The organism is Sorangium sp. So ce375 (assembly GCF_051473855.1).
Classification (GTDB): Bacteria; Myxococcota_A; Polyangia; order Polyangiales; family Polyangiaceae; genus Sorangium.
The window spans coordinates 9,606,976-9,621,858 of sequence record NZ_CP150335.1; the positions used below are offsets into that span (position 1 = coordinate 9,606,976).

General features: G+C 70.0%; 10 protein-coding genes. 7 read left to right on the forward strand and 3 right to left on the reverse strand.

Features of this window, described 5'->3' with window-relative positions:
• The first annotated feature begins 40 nt into the window (after positions 1-40).
• On the forward strand, positions 41-4,075 hold the full coding sequence (locus WME90_RS35865; protein WP_437276562.1) for a Kelch repeat-containing protein: 4,035 nt from the start codon (positions 41-43) through the stop codon (positions 4,073-4,075).
• Positions 4,076-4,666: 591 nt separating this feature from the next.
• On the opposite strand, the gene WME90_RS35870 is transcribed toward WME90_RS35865, so the two are convergent.
• Positions 4,667-5,704, reverse strand: a complete 1,038-nt coding sequence (locus WME90_RS35870; protein ID WP_437276563.1) for a D-alanine--D-alanine ligase — start codon at positions 5,702-5,704, stop codon at positions 4,667-4,669.
• A gap of 759 nt (positions 5,705-6,463) precedes the next feature.
• Between WME90_RS35870 and WME90_RS35875 the strand changes: the two genes are divergently transcribed.
• A complete protein-coding gene (locus tag WME90_RS35875) occupies positions 6,464-8,062 on the forward strand; it encodes an ATP-dependent DNA ligase (RefSeq protein ID WP_437276564.1) in 1,599 nt (532 codons plus the stop codon).
• Positions 8,063-8,149: 87 nt separating this feature from the next.
• Here the strand turns inward: WME90_RS35875 and WME90_RS35880 are convergent, their stop codons facing one another.
• Positions 8,150-9,259 (reverse strand): hypothetical protein, encoded by a 1,110-nt coding sequence (locus WME90_RS35880; protein ID WP_437276565.1) that lies wholly within the window; start codon positions 9,257-9,259, stop codon positions 8,150-8,152.
• Positions 9,260-9,747: 488 nt separating this feature from the next.
• Here WME90_RS35880 and WME90_RS35885 point away from each other — a divergent pair, with 488 nt between their 5' ends.
• The 5 genes from WME90_RS35885 (at position 9,748) to WME90_RS35905 (ending at position 13,985) form a co-directional block, all read left to right on the forward strand.
• On the forward strand, positions 9,748-10,422 hold the full coding sequence (locus tag WME90_RS35885; protein WP_437276566.1) for a hypothetical protein: 675 nt from the start codon (positions 9,748-9,750) through the stop codon (positions 10,420-10,422).
• Positions 10,419-11,534, forward strand: coding sequence for a hypothetical protein (locus tag WME90_RS35890; RefSeq protein WP_437276567.1), 1,116 nt, complete (start codon positions 10,419-10,421; stop codon positions 11,532-11,534). Before WME90_RS35885 ends, WME90_RS35890 begins: the two co-directional genes overlap by 4 nt.
• 112 nt (positions 11,535-11,646) lie before the next feature.
• Complete coding sequence (locus tag WME90_RS35895; RefSeq protein WP_437276568.1) at positions 11,647-12,078, forward strand: hypothetical protein; 432 nt, start codon at positions 11,647-11,649, stop codon at positions 12,076-12,078.
• A 78-nt stretch (positions 12,079-12,156) separates the two neighbouring features.
• Entirely contained in the window at positions 12,157-12,831 is a 675-nt protein-coding gene (locus tag WME90_RS35900) for a hypothetical protein (RefSeq protein WP_437276569.1), read from the forward strand.
• Positions 12,831-13,985, forward strand: coding sequence for a hypothetical protein (locus tag WME90_RS35905; protein WP_437276570.1), 1,155 nt, complete (start codon positions 12,831-12,833; stop codon positions 13,983-13,985). The genes WME90_RS35900 and WME90_RS35905 overlap by 1 nt, the downstream gene beginning before the upstream one ends.
• A gap of 20 nt (positions 13,986-14,005) precedes the next feature.
• Here the strand turns inward: WME90_RS35905 and WME90_RS35910 are convergent, their stop codons facing one another.
• A complete protein-coding gene (locus WME90_RS35910) occupies positions 14,006-14,560 on the reverse strand; it encodes a hypothetical protein (RefSeq protein ID WP_437276571.1) in 555 nt (184 codons plus the stop codon).
• Positions 14,561-14,883: the final 323 nt, after the last annotated feature.

Consider the following 14,883-nt stretch of genomic DNA (forward strand, 5'->3'; position numbering starts at 1 on the left):
GGTGTTGTTGCGAGCGTAACTGCGTGAGACATTCGCCGGCATGCGAGCTTCGTTGGACTCTCGCCTGCTGGCTGTCGTCGCCGTGGCGCTGGCCGTTCTGGGACTGCTGGGCGCGCTCAGCTGCGCGGCCGGGGGCGACGGCGCGGCGGGCGCGGCGGCGCTCGTGCAGCGCCGGTTTCCGGCGCAGGCCGCCGAGGTGCTGGGCAGCGGCGCTCCCGGCGCGCCTGTGGCGACCGGCGGCGGCTTCGCGCTGGGCGCGCCTGGCCTTTCGGGGCGCGGGCCGCGCCTCCAGGCCGAGCTGCCGCGCGACGGCGGCGGCTGGATGCGGCTCTCGGGCGCGGGCGGCTTCGAGGTGCGGGTGCGGGAGGCCGGCGCGTCCGGCCCGGGGGCGGTGGCCTTTGGCGCGGTGATCTACGGCCGCGCGGGCGGCGCGTCGTTCTGGCGGGCGGTCGCCGGGGGCATCGAGGAATGGCTCACCGTGGCGCCGGGCGCCGGGCCGGCGGGTGAGCCCGCGGCCGTCTGGGAGGTGGACGGCGCGGCGCTGCGGCAGCGCGGCGAGGCCGTCGAGGTGGTGGACGCGGCGGGGACGCCGCGGCTGCGCGTCACCGCGCCGCGAGCGTTCGCGGAGAGCGGGCGACCGATCGCTGCCCGCCTCGAGGCGCGCGGGGCGGAGATCGCGCTGCTCGTCGAGGCGTCCGCCGAGCTCCTTCTGGTGGATCCGCTGTGGCGCCCCGTCGGGGCGATGGCCACGAGGCGGGAGGCCGGGCACACGGCCACGTGGCTCGGCGGCGACGACGGGCGGGTCCTGATCGCGGGCGGCTATGGCGACGGCAGCTACCTCGCGAGCGCGGAGCTGTACGATCCGGCGGAAGACAGCTGGGCGCCGGCGCAGCCGATGAGCGCCCCGCGCCAGGATCACGCGGCCCTGCTGCTGGACACCGGGCGAGTCCTTGTCGTGGGCGGCGCCGACATCCCGGGCGCGCTGGCGACCGCGGAGCTGTACGACCCGGTCGAGGACCGCTGGACGCCAGCGCGGTCGATGAGCGCCGCGCGCCAGGGGCCCACGGCGACGCGGCTGAACAGCGGGTTGATCCTTGTCGCGGGCGGCTGGAACAACGGCAAGTACCTCGCGAGCGCGGAGCTGTACGACCCACGGGAGGGCACCTGGACCGCGGCCGCGCCCATGAACGCCGGGCGTTACGGGCACACGGCGACGCTGCTGGGCGACGGGCGGGTCCTCGTCACGGGCGGCTACGGCGGCGAAGGCGATCTCGCGAGCGCGGAGCTGTACGACCCGGCCGAGGACCGCTGGACACCGGTGCAGCCGATGCTCGCCCCGCGCGAGGGACACACGGCGACGCTGCTGGACGGCGGGCGGGTCCTCGTCACGGGCGGCTTCGCGAACGTAGAGGAAGCGGGCGAGCTTCCGAGCGCGGAGCTGTACGACCTTGCGAGCGGCCGCTGGACGCAGGCTGCGCCGATGCGCGTCATGCGCTTTCGCCACGAGGCGACGCCGCTGGACGGCGGGCGGATCCTGATCACCGGCGGGTACACGTCGTCCACCCCCGTGGCGGACGCGGAGATCTATGACCCGACGGCGGAGGCCTGGTCGAACGTGCCGGCGATGGCCGTGGGCCGCAGCACGCACACCGCGACGCTGCTCCCGAACGGCAACGTGCTCGTGACGGGCGGCAATCAGGGCAGCATCGGATCGAACGCCGAGATCTACGACCCGTCGGGCGCGAGCCGGTGGTCGGAAGCGGCGCCGGTGCGCGACATCCATCAGGAGCACACGGCGACGCTGCTGGACGACGGGCGGGTCCTCGTCGCGGGCGGCTTCGGGGTCGACCACGTCAACCTCGCGAGGGCGGCGATCTACGACCCGGCGGAAGACGCCTGGACGGCGGAAGCCCCGATGCTCGCCTCACGCCAGGGGCACACGGCGACGCTGCTGGACAACGGGCGGGTCCTTGTCGCGGGCGGCGGAGCGGGCCGTGACGGCCCGAGCGCGGAGCTCTTCGACCCGCGCGCGCGCAGCTGGACGGCGACAGGCCCGATGCTCACCGCGCGCCAGGGCCATACGGCGACGCTGCTGGGCGATGGGCGGGTCCTTGTCGCGGGCGGCTACAACGAGCGAGACGGCGAGCTCGCGAGCGCGGAGCTCTACGACCCGGCGGACGGCACCTGGCGCGCGGCGGAGGCGATGATCGCCGCCCACCCGCGGCACACGGCGACGCTGCTGGACGACGGGCGGGTCCTTGTCGCGGGCGGCAACGGGAGCGGCGGTGACGGCTGGAGCGCGGAGCTCTTCGACCCCGCCACGCGCGTCTGGACGGCGGCAGCACCGATGCACGCCGTGCGCCAGGGGCACACGGCGACGCTGCTGGAAGGCGGGGGGGTCCTTGTCGTGGGCGGCAACAACGAGCGAGACGGCGTGCTCGGGAGCGCGGAGGAGTACGATCCGACGGCCGATCGCTGGACGCCGCGAGCGTCCATGAGCACCAGGCGCCAAGATCACACGGCAACGCGGCTCCTGAACGGGCGGGTCCTTGTCGCAGGCGGCTACGGGCTCGGCGACGAGCTCGCGAGCGCGGAGGTGTACGACCGCGCCACGAACAGCTGGTCTCCGGCGGGGACGATGTACTCCCGGCGCTCTGGCCACGCAGCGACCCTGCTGCGCCATGGCAAGGTCCTTGTCACCGGCGCGTCGCCCGCCCCCTACGCCGCCTACACCATCGGCGCCGAGCTCTACACCCCTGCCTTCCCCGGCGACCGCTGCGACACCGACGCGGACTGCGCCGGCGCCTCCTGCGTCGACGGCGTCTGCTGCGACGCCCCTTGCGCGGGCGTGTGCATGGCCTGCTCGGCCGCGAAGAAGGGCGCCGGCCGCGACGGCGCGTGCGGGCCCATCCAGGCCGGCGCCGATCCGGACGACGACTGCGCCGCGGAGCCTGCCTCCTCCTGCGGCGCCACCGGCCTCTGCGACGGCCGCGGCGCCTGCCAGCTGCGGGCGCAGGGCACCCTCTGCGGCGCGGCCTCGTGCAAGGACGCCTCCGAGCTCGTCGAGGCCCCCCTCTGCGACGGGCTCGGGGTCTGCGCCGAGAGCGGAACGCGGTCCTGCGGCGACTACCGCTGCGTCGCGGGCGCCTGCCTCACGGGCTGCACCTTCGACACCCAGTGCGCCGGCGCGGCCTACTGCGCGACGACCGGCGGCGGCTGCCTGCCGAAGAAGCCTGACGGCGCCGCGTGCTCGCTCCCGAAGGAGTGCCTGAGCGGGCTGTGCCTGGCCGGCGCCTGCGCGCTCGACAGCGACGAGGACGGGATCCCCGATGCCAACGACAACTGCCCTGCGGTCCCGAACACGCTCCAGGCCGACACCGATGGTGACCTCCTCGGCGACGCCTGCGATGACGACGACGACGCCGACGGCGTCGGCGATACGGTGGACAACTGTCCCTTGATACCGAACTCCGGCCAGGCCGACGTCAACGGCGACGGGACCGGCGACGCGTGCGATTGCGACGACCCGCGCAAGCCCGACGGAAGCCCCTGCGACGACGGCAACGCCTGCACGCAGACCGATACCTGCCGGAACGGCGCCTGTGTTGGCGGCGATCCCTTCGTGTGCCCGCAGCCCGACCCCGCCGCCTGCCAGCGCGCCCTGTGCGCGCCGTCCACCGGCGCCTGCCAGAGGCGCTCCAAGCTCGACGGAGCGCCCTGTCCCGGCGGCGAGTGCATCGCCGGCGGCTGCTTGCTCGCGGAGGCCACCAGCGGCTCCGGAGGCGGCGCGGGCGGCGGCGCGGGCGGCGAGGGCCAGGGTGGCGGAGCCGACGGCGGCGGCGGCCAGGGCGATGGCGGCGGCGCCGCGATGGCCGGCTCCGGCGGCTCCGGCGGCGGCGCTGGCGGCGCGCCTCCGGCGCCTGCTCCGGAGGGCAGCGGCCCGCTGCGCGCGCACGGCAACGGCTGCGCCCTGGCGCGCGGCGCCGGCCCTGACCCGGGCGGCTCGTCCGCGCCCTGGCTCTTCCTCGCCGCGCTGCTCGCCGCGCGGTCCAGGAGGTTCCGCGAGGCGGCCTGATTCACCGCCTGTCGCCTACCCCACCGAGCATATTGGAGTCCCGAGGAATCAACAGAAGGGAAGAGCAACCGCAAGGGCGCGAGGGGCGCAAGGGAAGGCAAGAAAATATCTCGTCTCTGGTCCCTTGCGCCCCTTGCGCCCTTGCGGTTTCTCTCTTTCCCCCATTCCTTGCCCTTGGAGCTCGCTTCCCGGCAGCTCGACCGGGCGTCGCGACCCATTCGATTCAAACAGCCTTCAACCCGTTCGGCGCTCCAGCGCTTTCTGATTGTGGATCCAACGCAAGTGTCGTCGCACAGGAGGCATCATGAATCGAGTTGACCTTCCTATCGACTCGGGAGCCACGCGGAGCAACGAGCCCGGAGCCGACCAGCGGGCGGCCCAAGAGAGCTTCTCGGCAAGATGACAAGCTCGACGCCGGGCGCCTGGGACAGGCGCGTTCAACGGCAGCGAGCGTGGCAGCACGGTGTGTGAGAAGAGCGAGGGCGCCGTCGAGAACGGGTTCGAGGCGCCCACGGCCGGGGTGGCCCTGAAGCTCACGGTCAGCAGAAACGACCGCTGGAGCGCGGAATTCGGGCCAGGAGGCCCCTCGGCTCAGATCGCCGACTTCACGAGGCGCAGCCGCTTCTCGGCCTGCCCCCGCTCGCTGAGCCGGAGCTCCGAGGCGGCGGGCGCGCGGCGCCGCACCGGCTGATGTAGCCGGGCGCTCGCCAGGATGGCCTCGCAGAGGTCGCCGAACTCGTAGCCCGCGGCCTCCGCGATCTTCGGCAGGAGGCTTGTCTGGGTCATGCCCGGCAGCGTGTTCACCTCGAGCACGTACTCGTTCTCTCCGCCCGTCACGAGCAGATCCACGCGCACCGCGCCCGTGCACCCGATCGCCTGGGCCGCCCGCTCCGCCAGGTTCAGGACGCCGCGGTAGCGGGTCGGCGGGAGGCGCGCCGGCATGTGGTACTCGGTCATGCCCGGCGTGTACTTGGCCTCGTAGTCGTAGAGCCCCTTCTTCGGCACGATCTCGATCGCACCAAGGACCTTCCCGTCCAGGATCCCGACGTTCACCTCGGTCCCCGCCACGAACCGCTCCACGATGGCGGCGTCGTCGAACTCGAACGCCAGCGCGAGCGCCGACTTCAGCTCCTCGAGCGACCCGACCTTTGTCACGCCGAGGCTCGACCCCTCGCCGCGCGGCTTGACGATGACGGGGAACCCGAACGAGCCATGGACCGCATCGAGCTCCTCGAGGTCCTGATTCGCACCCACAGTGTAGTAGGGAGGCGTCGGCACGTTGTGCAGCCGGAACATCTCCTTGGCCTTCAGCTTGTCCATCGCGAGGGCGCTCGCGAGCACGCTCGACCCCGTGTACGGGATCTGGGCGAGCTCCAGGACGCCTTGCACACACCCGTCCTCACCGAGACGTCCGTGCAGTGCCAGGAAGGCCGCGTCGAGCCGCGCGCGCTGGAGGGTCGCGCAGAGCTCCGCGCCGAACCTGTCCCCGAGCGTGATCCGCACGACATCGTGCCCGCGCGCCTCGAGCGCCTCGGCGACGGCCGCGCCCGAGCGCAGGGACACGTCGCGCTCACCCGACGAGCCGCCCATCACGACGCCCACCCGCTTCCGGACTTGCCGTTCCACCATCGAAGAACCTCCGTCGCCTTCCCGTGCGGACACCAACACCACGTCAGCGCCTTCCAGTACAGTCAAGCTGCCGGAGAGGTGCTGCGCAAAAACCAAGCCAGCTGCTCCCAAGGCCAAAACCGACGGCCTTGTCAGCGGAGGGCGCTATTCCTGAGCTGTGTGGTTGAGGAAATCTGCGCCCGCCCGCCGTGTTCACCTGCCCACGGCGCGCCGACCGCCAACCCGGTATCAAGGCCCGCGTCGGAGGTCAACTAAACGGAGCGATCGCGCCGTCGGAGGAGACGGGCGCGGCAGGGCCGATCTCGCGGCGTGTTCGGGAGTCCACGGGCATGGCGGACCAGCTCCGCGCACCCTCCCTCCCCCGCGGGGCGGCGCAGGCGCGTCAGGCGCTTCGCACCTGGCGAATCGATACGAGCGGCTCACGAGATCATTTTGAAAAACGATCGCGCTCTCGCCTGCTCGCGGCCGGGGGGCGGCGACCGAGCGAGGGACTCGACGACATGATAATTCTTCGCCCCTCCCCGGAAGTGGTTGCAACCGGAAGTGGCCACCATCCCGGCGCGAGAGAGCGCTTTTCTGCTCCGCCGCCTTACACGCTTTGGTAGGCTCTCTCGGCCCATGCGGAGAACACTTGGCGCCCATGGGCCAGGTCCGATCCTGCGGAGTTCCCCGGCTCGGTTGCGGAGGACACCCTGCAGCGGCCTCATCCAATGACCCGTCGAGCGTGAGCTCTCGAGGTGCCAGGCTAGGGTTGCCCGCGTGCTCGTTACCGACCTCGTCGCCACCTCCGAGCGTGTCGCCACGCTCTCTCGCCGTGTCGAGAAGATCGGTGCGCTCACCGGGCTCCTGCGCCGCCTCTCGCGCGCGGAGGTGCAGATCGGCGTCGACTGGCTCGCCGGGCGGCTCCGTCAGGAACGGCTCGGCGTCGGGTCTGGGATGGTCGCCGAGGCCCGCCGGGCTGGTCCTTCCGTCGCCGAGCCTGCGCTCACCCTGGCGGAGGCCGACGCGGTCTTCACGGAGATCGCGCGCGCCTCGGGGCCGGGCGCCGGGGGAGAGCGCCGCGCGGCGCTCGGGCGGCTGTTCGCGCGCGCCACCGATCGCGAGCGCGATTTCTTCGCGCGGCTCCTCGCCGGCGAGCTCCGCCAGGAGCGGCTCGAGCCGATCATGATCGAGGCGGTGGCGCGCGCGGCGGCGGTGCCGCCGGCCTCGCTGCGGCGCGCGGTGATGCTCGCCGGGGACGCGGTGGAGGTGGCGAAGGCCGCGCTCCTCGAGGGGGCGCTCGGCCTCCAGCGCTTCTCGCTGCAGCTGCTCCGCCCCGTGCAGCCGATGCTGGCGCAGTCGGCCGACGACATCGCCACGGCGCTGGGCGAGCTCCGCGCGATGGCGCTGGAGTGGAAGATCGACGGCGTGCGCGTGCAGGTGCACAAGGCCGGCGGCGAGGTGCGCGTCTTCAGCCGCGGCCTGGGCGCCGTCACGAAGGCGGTCCCGGAGATCGTCGAGGTCGTCCGGGCGCTCCCGGTCCGCTCGGTCGTGCTCGACGGCGAGGCGATCACCTGTCGCGCGGACGGCGCGCCGCACCCGTTCCAGGTCACGATGCGCCGCTTCGGCCGCACGCACGACGCGGCCGCGCTGCGCGCCGAGCTGCCGCTGCGCGCCCTGTTCTTCGACGTGCTGCACCTCGACGGCGAGGATCTGCTCGACCGGCCCGGCAGCGAGCGCACGGCCGCGCTCCGGCAGGTGCTGGACAGGTCGCTGCGCGTCCCGCGCATCGAGCTGCCGACGGCGGCCGAGGCCGAGGCGTTCTTTGCCAACGCGCTCGCCCACGGCCATGAGGGCGTGATCGCCAAGTCGCTCGCCGCGCCTTACGAGGCCGGGCGGCGTCGCGGCTCGTGGCTCAAGGTGAAGCGGGCGCGCGCCCTCGATCTCGTCGTGCTCGCGGCCGACTGGGGGACAGGCCGGCGCCGAGGGCTGCTCAGCAACCTGCACCTCGGGGCGCGTGATCGCGAGTCCGGGGGATTCGTCATGATCGGCAAGACGTTCAAGGGCATGACGGACGAGATGCTCTCCTGGCAGACGCGGCGGCTGCTGGAGCTCGAGATCGGCCGCGACGCAGACACGGTGTACGTGCGGCCGGAGGTCGTCATCGAGATAGCCTTTGACGACGTGCAGGCGAGCCCGCGGTACCCCGGGGGGATCGCGCTGCGGTTTGCGCGGGTGAAGAGGTACCGGCCCGACAAGGCTGCAGGGAACGTCAGCACGATGGAGGAGGTGCGGGCGATCCATGCGGGAGCGCTGGCGCGCGAGGCGGCCGAGAAGGGGCAGGTGGAGGGGGGAGGAGAGGGGTTGGAGGACGGATGACGCTCGGGGCGAGCCTTCCGTCTCAGAGCGGCAGGTGCGCGAGGAGGGGGTGTTTCCAGCCCTCGCCCTTCTGTGCCTCGGTGAGGCTCATGACAGCCCCTTTCGTCGCGCGGCGCGGACCGCCGCGAGCCAGTGCACCTTGGCCGGGTCGCTGTCCCATGGCGGGGCCTCCCGGTAGAGCGAGTCCCAGAATTCGCGCGCTGCCGCCTCGGCGGTCACGAGCTCGCTCTCGCCTTCGGGCGCATCCTCGACGGCATCCACGAGAGCACGCCATGGGTCCGAGTCGTAGCCTCTCAGGTTCGGCCACGGCCTTGCGGGCTGTCCTTCGAAGAGCCCGTCGCTGCTCTGGAGATAGCCTTCGTACGCGCTCTGGGCCACGGCGTCTCGCCGGCGACGGTTGACCTCGTTGATGCAGGAGTGGCGGTAAGACTCGGCCCATTCGCGGTCCTCCTCCGGCACGTCGTCTCGCCAGGCGCTCGCATAGAGATCGCGCAGCTCCTGCTGGAGCGCCCGGTACTCCTTTGTATCCGTGCAGTGACTCGACGCGTCCCAGAGGGCTCGGTTGCGCGCCGCGCTCGGCCCGGGGAGATGGAGCAGCGCATTCACCGGCCAGAACCGCGCAGGCTCCAGCCTCGGGGCGATGGGCCTCGTCATGGAGTTCGGGAGCCCGCGGCGCCCGCGCCGAAACCCCCTTTGAAAAGCGCGGAGCGCCGAGGGCCGGTCCACCTCGGGGGCGTCGTCGGCCGTCAGCGCCCGCCAGATGGACGTCCGGTGGAGGCGCGCTGTCGGATCGCCCGTCGCACCCTCGCCCTCGCCCTCGACCGTCTGCTCGAAGTCCACGACGAACGCAAAAAACGCGCTCTTGACGGCTTCGAGCAGCATCGGCCACGGTGGAGCGGGCTCCTTGTCGAACCTGCCCGTGAGGCCCTCGGGAGAGCCCGCATCCACCCTCGGGCGGATGGCCCCGGGCCGCGAATCGTCGACCCACCTCCCGAATTTCTCGCGATGCGCCTCGGCCCATGCGCGGTCCGCCTCGGGCAGGTCGTCGTGCCATGCTTCGGCGCACAGCCTGCCCAGCGTCTCGAGGTCCATGTTCCGACCCCAAATATCCTTGGGCGGAAATAGGCAACTCGCCGTGCCCGCCTCGACCTCGATGCGCTGCATGAGGAACCACACGCGCGACGTTCTGAGCTTCATGGATGATCCCCTGGCTCACCGCCCGTCGGGTCGGTGGGTTTCTCGCCCGCAGGATTCCATGGACAGGCGGTGAGCATCAAGCCATGCGCGCGTCCAGTCCCCGCGCCGCGCCTTCCCGATGCGTGCCTGCAGATCTCGCTGTTCCCGAACGAGCTCACGCGGGTGCAAGAGAGGACCGCGCTTCACCCCTGCGCCGGAGCGGCGCCACCGCCCCAAACCCGATACTTACGCCTGGGATGATATCGCCTGAGGCCGGAAGGCTGTCGTCCGTGTAGGACGTACTCGAACCAACCCCTTGCGTCTCAATGGAATTGTTCGGCACCATCACTGCCACTTCTCCGAAGGCGAAGCCCCGGCCAGTGGCGGCAAGGCGGGCGCCGGTCACCGTCCTCCAGGTGGTCCGTCGCGGCTTGACCGGCGGCGGCGACCGCTGGTAAGGTCGGCCACCGTCTGCGGGTACGTGGATCGGTGAATCAGGGGGGAAACCGATGAACCATCGGCGCGGCGTTCTGCTCGTCGTGTTTGCCTGCGGCTGCTCCATCGTGGATCCCAGTGATCGCGACGAGCTGAGACATCAGATCGCGGCGATGCCACTCGAAGAAATATCGAGGCTCAAGAGGTTGGGCATGAACGCCGCAGCCCTCGACTGGCTTAAGGGCAGGCCACCGGGAGATCAAATGGGCAAACTCCAGTGCCGCTACCAAGCTGGCGGTCAGTGGACCGAGTGGGCCGACCAGGAGCCGTCGTTTATTGTCAAAGACATGCGCGACTGTCTCCTCGACGACCCTTTCGAGGTAACGTACCTGATGTGCAAGGACCAATGGGAAGCGCTGCAGCTTCAAATCAGAAAAACCGACCTCGAGAACAGCCTGCCGATCCCGGGTGGGGCGACCGTTGAGTGCCGGTTCGTATGGGACTTCCGCTACGAACCGGACAAGGTGCCGGCCGAACTGACGGATCCCGATGAGTTCGACACAAACGACATCATCAATACCCTGATCGCGTTACCTGCGCCGCCTCCTGGATGGGCCTTCCCTCGACTCGTCCCGCTCCTCTGCCCACTCGGCGCTGGAGAGGGCTGGGGCTGCCCCCCTAGCCCCACGGACCCGACGGGCGGTCAACCGACCGATCCAACGGGCGGTGAACCGGGAGACCGGCCATGAAGTGGTGGGCGAAGTTTCCCCCAGGATTGCTCAAACTGCGTGAAGCAGCCTTCGGCCACGGTCTGTTTACGACCAAGAATTCCGATACATGGAAGTGGCATCTTGCTAACCTGGGCCAGGCCTGCGCCGAAGCATGGGACGATAGCCTGCCGGAGGAGGACCGTGTATGGGCAGAGCCGTACCGCAAGAAGTTCAGCAGGTGGATTGAGGATTCCGGGCACCCTGCCATCGGTCATGAGGCGAACGAGGGAGTTCTCCAGAGCCGCCATGGGCGGCCTGCGCCACCCTGGCCGATGCTGCTGGAGGCCGTCAAGAGCGCGTTCTTTGCCATGATCGAGGCCTTCAAAAAAGAGGGCCCCGAAGCAAGTGAACCTGCTGCGCTCGACCCAATGTCACGCCTCCACAGGACCTATCTCTGGCAGACGTTGACGTCCGACGACACAGCCGAGGAGCACCGGGCCGAGGCGCTCCGCGCCTTTCGAAGGGGGTTTCGGATCGGACGCCGCGGAAAACCGAGGACGCTGACGAGGCCCATCCCGCCGATGCTGACGCCGCCCCGCTACTGGGGGGGAGCCGGGTATCCTGAGTACCCCGGGCCAAGCGCCGCGCGCGAGCGAGCCATCAAGGCGCTGCCGTCTCCGGCCAATCGAGACCAGCTTACGGCCCGCGAGGAGGAGCTGCGCGCGTTGTATTCGATCGCATGGAGGGATGACGTGCCAGAGGAGGACCGCATCTGGGCCGAGGCGTACCGCGACGCGTGCAAGATGTCGGTCAACAGTCGCCGGCGAGACGCCCTCGCGCAAAACGCCTACGAAGGCTATCTCCGGAGCAGCGATGGACGCTTCGGGGGGGAGCCTGCTCGGCCGTGGCCGAGCCTGAGCCACCAAGCCTCGGAACCATGGCGTTCTTTCGTGGACCGCGTCGAGGAGGCGCCCGGAGGCGAGAGCGAGCAGGCGACGGCCCAGGCAGCAACGTGGGAATACTGGGACACGCTCTACCGTGAGCCCCCGCTGTGGGACAGCGACCCGGCCAAGGTGCACTGGCTCGCGGCGGTCCGCGCCGTCCGAAGAAAGGCGCAGGCCGACGATGATCCGCCGGAGATGGGCAAGTAGCGCGCTGACGAGGCCGTGCGCCGTCATCATGCTATCGCTCGTGTCCACAGGCGCCCGAGCGGAAGAGAGCGCATCGCCGCGCTGGGAGATTGACGTCAAGGCGACCTACGTCGTGCTGGGGCCCCGTGCCACGCGGGCGACGGGTGGCATCATGCCGTCGGTCACCGGCTTGCGCCGATGGCCCGTCCGCAACGACGTGGACATCGGCATCGGCGCCGACGTGGGCCTCTTCGGTCTGGGCGGCGACGCACACTGGCTCGGCGTGCTGACCGGCCCCACGGCGGCCGCCCGGTTCATGCCGTTCCGTGCGCCCCTGTCGTTCGAGCTCGCGGCGCGGCTCGACTTCGGGCGCATCCCTGTGTGCAACGCATGGGGGTTGTGCCTGCGGTACCTTGGATTCTTCCCGGCCATGGAGGCCGGCGCGGCCTATCTATCGACGCAGCATGTGGCGATCGTGGCGACGTGCGGTGTCCGCTTCATCAGCACGCTCGCATGGTCTGGTGTCAGCGTGGAGCCGGCAGCGGCAGGTCGGATCTTCTGGTAAGTATGACTCGCTTCGCCTCGCTTGACAGCAACTTGTCGCCATGCGAATGCCGGTCCGTCGGCTTTGGAGGGAAACCGAATGAGACATCGTCTCTGCGCCCTGCTCGTTCTGCTCACCTGCGGCTGCTCGATCCTGGATCCCAGCGACCGCGATGAGCTGAGAGGCCGGATCGCGACTCTGCCGCCGGCCGAAATGTCGCTCATGAAGAAGATGGTCATGAACGTAAAGGCTATGAGATGGCTCGAGCATAAGGACGAGAACGACCAAATGGGCAAGCTACAGTGCCGTTACCAGGCCGGAGGACAATGGAGCCAATGGTCCGACCAGGAGCCGACGTACACTGTTGCCGACATGCTCGAGTGTCTCATCCATAGGCCCTTTGCCGTGACCTACATCATGTGCAAGGACGAATGGGCATCGCTGGAGCGCCAGCTCAGAAAAACCGATCTCGAAAACAGCCGACCAATACCTGGCGGCGCGAGCATTGATTGTCGGTTCGTGTGGGATTTCCGCTACGAGCCGGAGAAAGTACCGCCTGAGCTGATCGACCCCGACGAGATCGGAGCGGACGACATCATCGATGCCATGATCAGCCTACCCGGCCCCCCCCCTGGGTGGGCCGTTCCTCCTCAGATCGTCCCGCTCCTCTGCCCGCTGGGCGCCGGACCGGGATGGGGATGTCCCCCGAGTCCCACCGATCCTACAGGCGGCGAGCCCACCAACCCCACGGGCGGTCAACCCGGAGATTACTGATGAATCTTTCGATGGGGGAGACGAAGGCGTTCGTACCTCGCGTCATGCGCGAGGCGACCATCGGACATGGGCTGTTCTCGACCAAGGAGCCCGAGGAATGGAAGTCGAGTTTTGAGGATTTGGGCAAGCTGTACGCCGAAGTGTGGCACGACGACCTGCCGGAAGGGGACCGCGCATGGGCGGCGGCCCACCGCGAGAGATTCGGAGAGTGGCTCTATGAGCCGCGTCCGAGCACCATCGACCGAACGGCAAGTCCAAGCCCGCCCCTGAGCGGCGCTGGCCGCGTCCCCGGTCGGTTCACCCCGCCGTGGCCGATGCTGCTCGCCGCCGTCGAGAGCGCGTTCCTCGCCTTCGTTAACGCGTTCGAGGAAGCGCCTACCGGCGACAGTGAACAGGCTGCGGCCGGGGCAGCCTCGCGCCTCCACCGTACCTACCTCTGGCGGATCCTTTCTGCCGACGACACGGCCGAGCAGCACCGGCCCAGGGCGCTCCGCGCCTTCCAGAGGGGTTTTCAGCTCGGACTCCGCGGAACACCAAGATCCATGAAGAGGCCCATCCCTCCGATGCTGGAACCGCCGTGGTACTGGGGCGCTGGGCTGCCGGAGTACCCCGGACCGAGCGCCGCGCGCGAGCGAGCCCTCCGTGCCGAGCGCGACCAGGCCCTCCAGGCTCCGCCAGTACCCGGCGATCGACAGGGGTGGCTGACACGCCAGCAGGAACTGCGCGAGCTCTATGCGAGCGCATGGCGCGAGGACGTGCCGGAGGAGGACCGCGAATGGGCCCAAGCGGTTCGTGATTGTTGCACCAGGCATGTCTACCGTCGCCGGCGCGACGCCATCGCTCAGAGCGCCTACGAGGGCTACCTTCAGAGCAGCGGTGGGGTTTTCGACGGGGCGCCCGGCCGGCCGTGGCCGAACCTGAGCCGCCACGCCTCGGAACCCTGGCGTGCCTTCGTGGACCGCGTCGACGACGCGCCCGAAGGCGAGAGCGAACTCGCGACCGCCGAGGCCGCAGCGCGCGAGTACTGGGACACGCTCTACCGGGAGGCCCCGCCGTGGAACAGCGACCCGGACCAGGCGCACTGGCTCGCAGCGGTCCGCGCCGCTCGAGCCAAGGCGCAGGCCGACGACAGTCCGCCCGAGAGGGTGCGATAGCCCCGGGAGAGCCCGTCCGCCTAATCGGCTCCGCTGCAGTCCGAGACGTGAAAGACCGCCGTCTCCAGGCGCGCCTTTGCACCGTCGAAGAGCCGGATAATGTCACACGGCCCCGCCGACACGTCGGCCTCGTACGGGTCACCTTGCAGATCCTCGACGATGATCTCGCACGCGCCCTGGTAACGCTCTCCATCGATCGTCACGGACGCATAAGGCGAACCGGCCTCGTTCATCATATCGAAGAACGAGAAGGCAGCGCCCTTCTTCTGCACCACAACGCCGAGTTCCCCCTGATTGGGTACGATGCACCCGCCTGCAACCTCGCCGCTTGCGTCCACGACCCTGGTTCCGTTGCCGCCGGTGTCGATCACCAGCTCTTCGCCATCCCGCGTGACGATCGCCTTACCCGAGATCTCGGGATGGGCGATGCATCCGCCCGACGAGACACACACGGCAGCAAGGAGCAGGGATGAGAATGCATGTGCGAGGGCATTTGTCATCGGATCGCTCATGTCGTGCATGCGCCGTAGCTCTGAGGAATCACCGTCGGCGGGTTGTCCGCTGGGGTGCAGCACATCACGTGCTCTTCGCCATCTTCTTCCACGTAGATGGAACGATCCTCGTACCCTTCCCAGCAAATCTCCGGCACCTCGGTTGGGATCACGCAGAGTGTATACCCGTCCGGGATGTCGTCTCGAACAGCGCCGGCGCAAGCGCGTGCGAACGTCGGCGACTCCGGGGCAGTAGAGGACCCTTTCAACCACCCGTCCCAGAGGACATCCGTGTCTTCCGCGCAGCTCGGCGCCTCGTTCTGCGTGCCATCCCAGAGCCATACCGCAGGGTCGCCCTCGTGGGGGCCTGGGGCAGGACAGCCGCGATCGGAGACACAACCTAGCCC

What these genes read in the sequence shown, in the direction of transcription:
- WME90_RS35885 (WP_437276566.1), top strand. Translation starts at nt 9,748, where the DNA reads ATGAACCATCGGCGCGGCGTTCTGCTCGTCGTGTTTGCCTGCGGCTGC.
- WME90_RS35905 (WP_437276570.1), top strand. Translation starts at nt 12,831, where the DNA reads ATGAATCTTTCGATGGGGGAGACGAAGGCGTTCGTACCTCGCGTCATG.
- WME90_RS35890 (WP_437276567.1), top strand. Translation starts at nt 10,419, where the DNA reads ATGAAGTGGTGGGCGAAGTTTCCCCCAGGATTGCTCAAACTGCGTGAA.
- WME90_RS35865 (WP_437276562.1), top strand. Translation starts at nt 41, where the DNA reads ATGCGAGCTTCGTTGGACTCTCGCCTGCTGGCTGTCGTCGCCGTGGCG.
- WME90_RS35900 (WP_437276569.1), top strand. Translation starts at nt 12,157, where the DNA reads ATGAGACATCGTCTCTGCGCCCTGCTCGTTCTGCTCACCTGCGGCTGC.
- WME90_RS35880 (WP_437276565.1), bottom strand. Translation starts at nt 9,259, where the DNA reads ATGAAGCTCAGAACGTCGCGCGTGTGGTTCCTCATGCAGCGCATCGAG.
- WME90_RS35870 (WP_437276563.1), bottom strand. Translation starts at nt 5,704, where the DNA reads ATGGTGGAACGGCAAGTCCGGAAGCGGGTGGGCGTCGTGATGGGCGGC.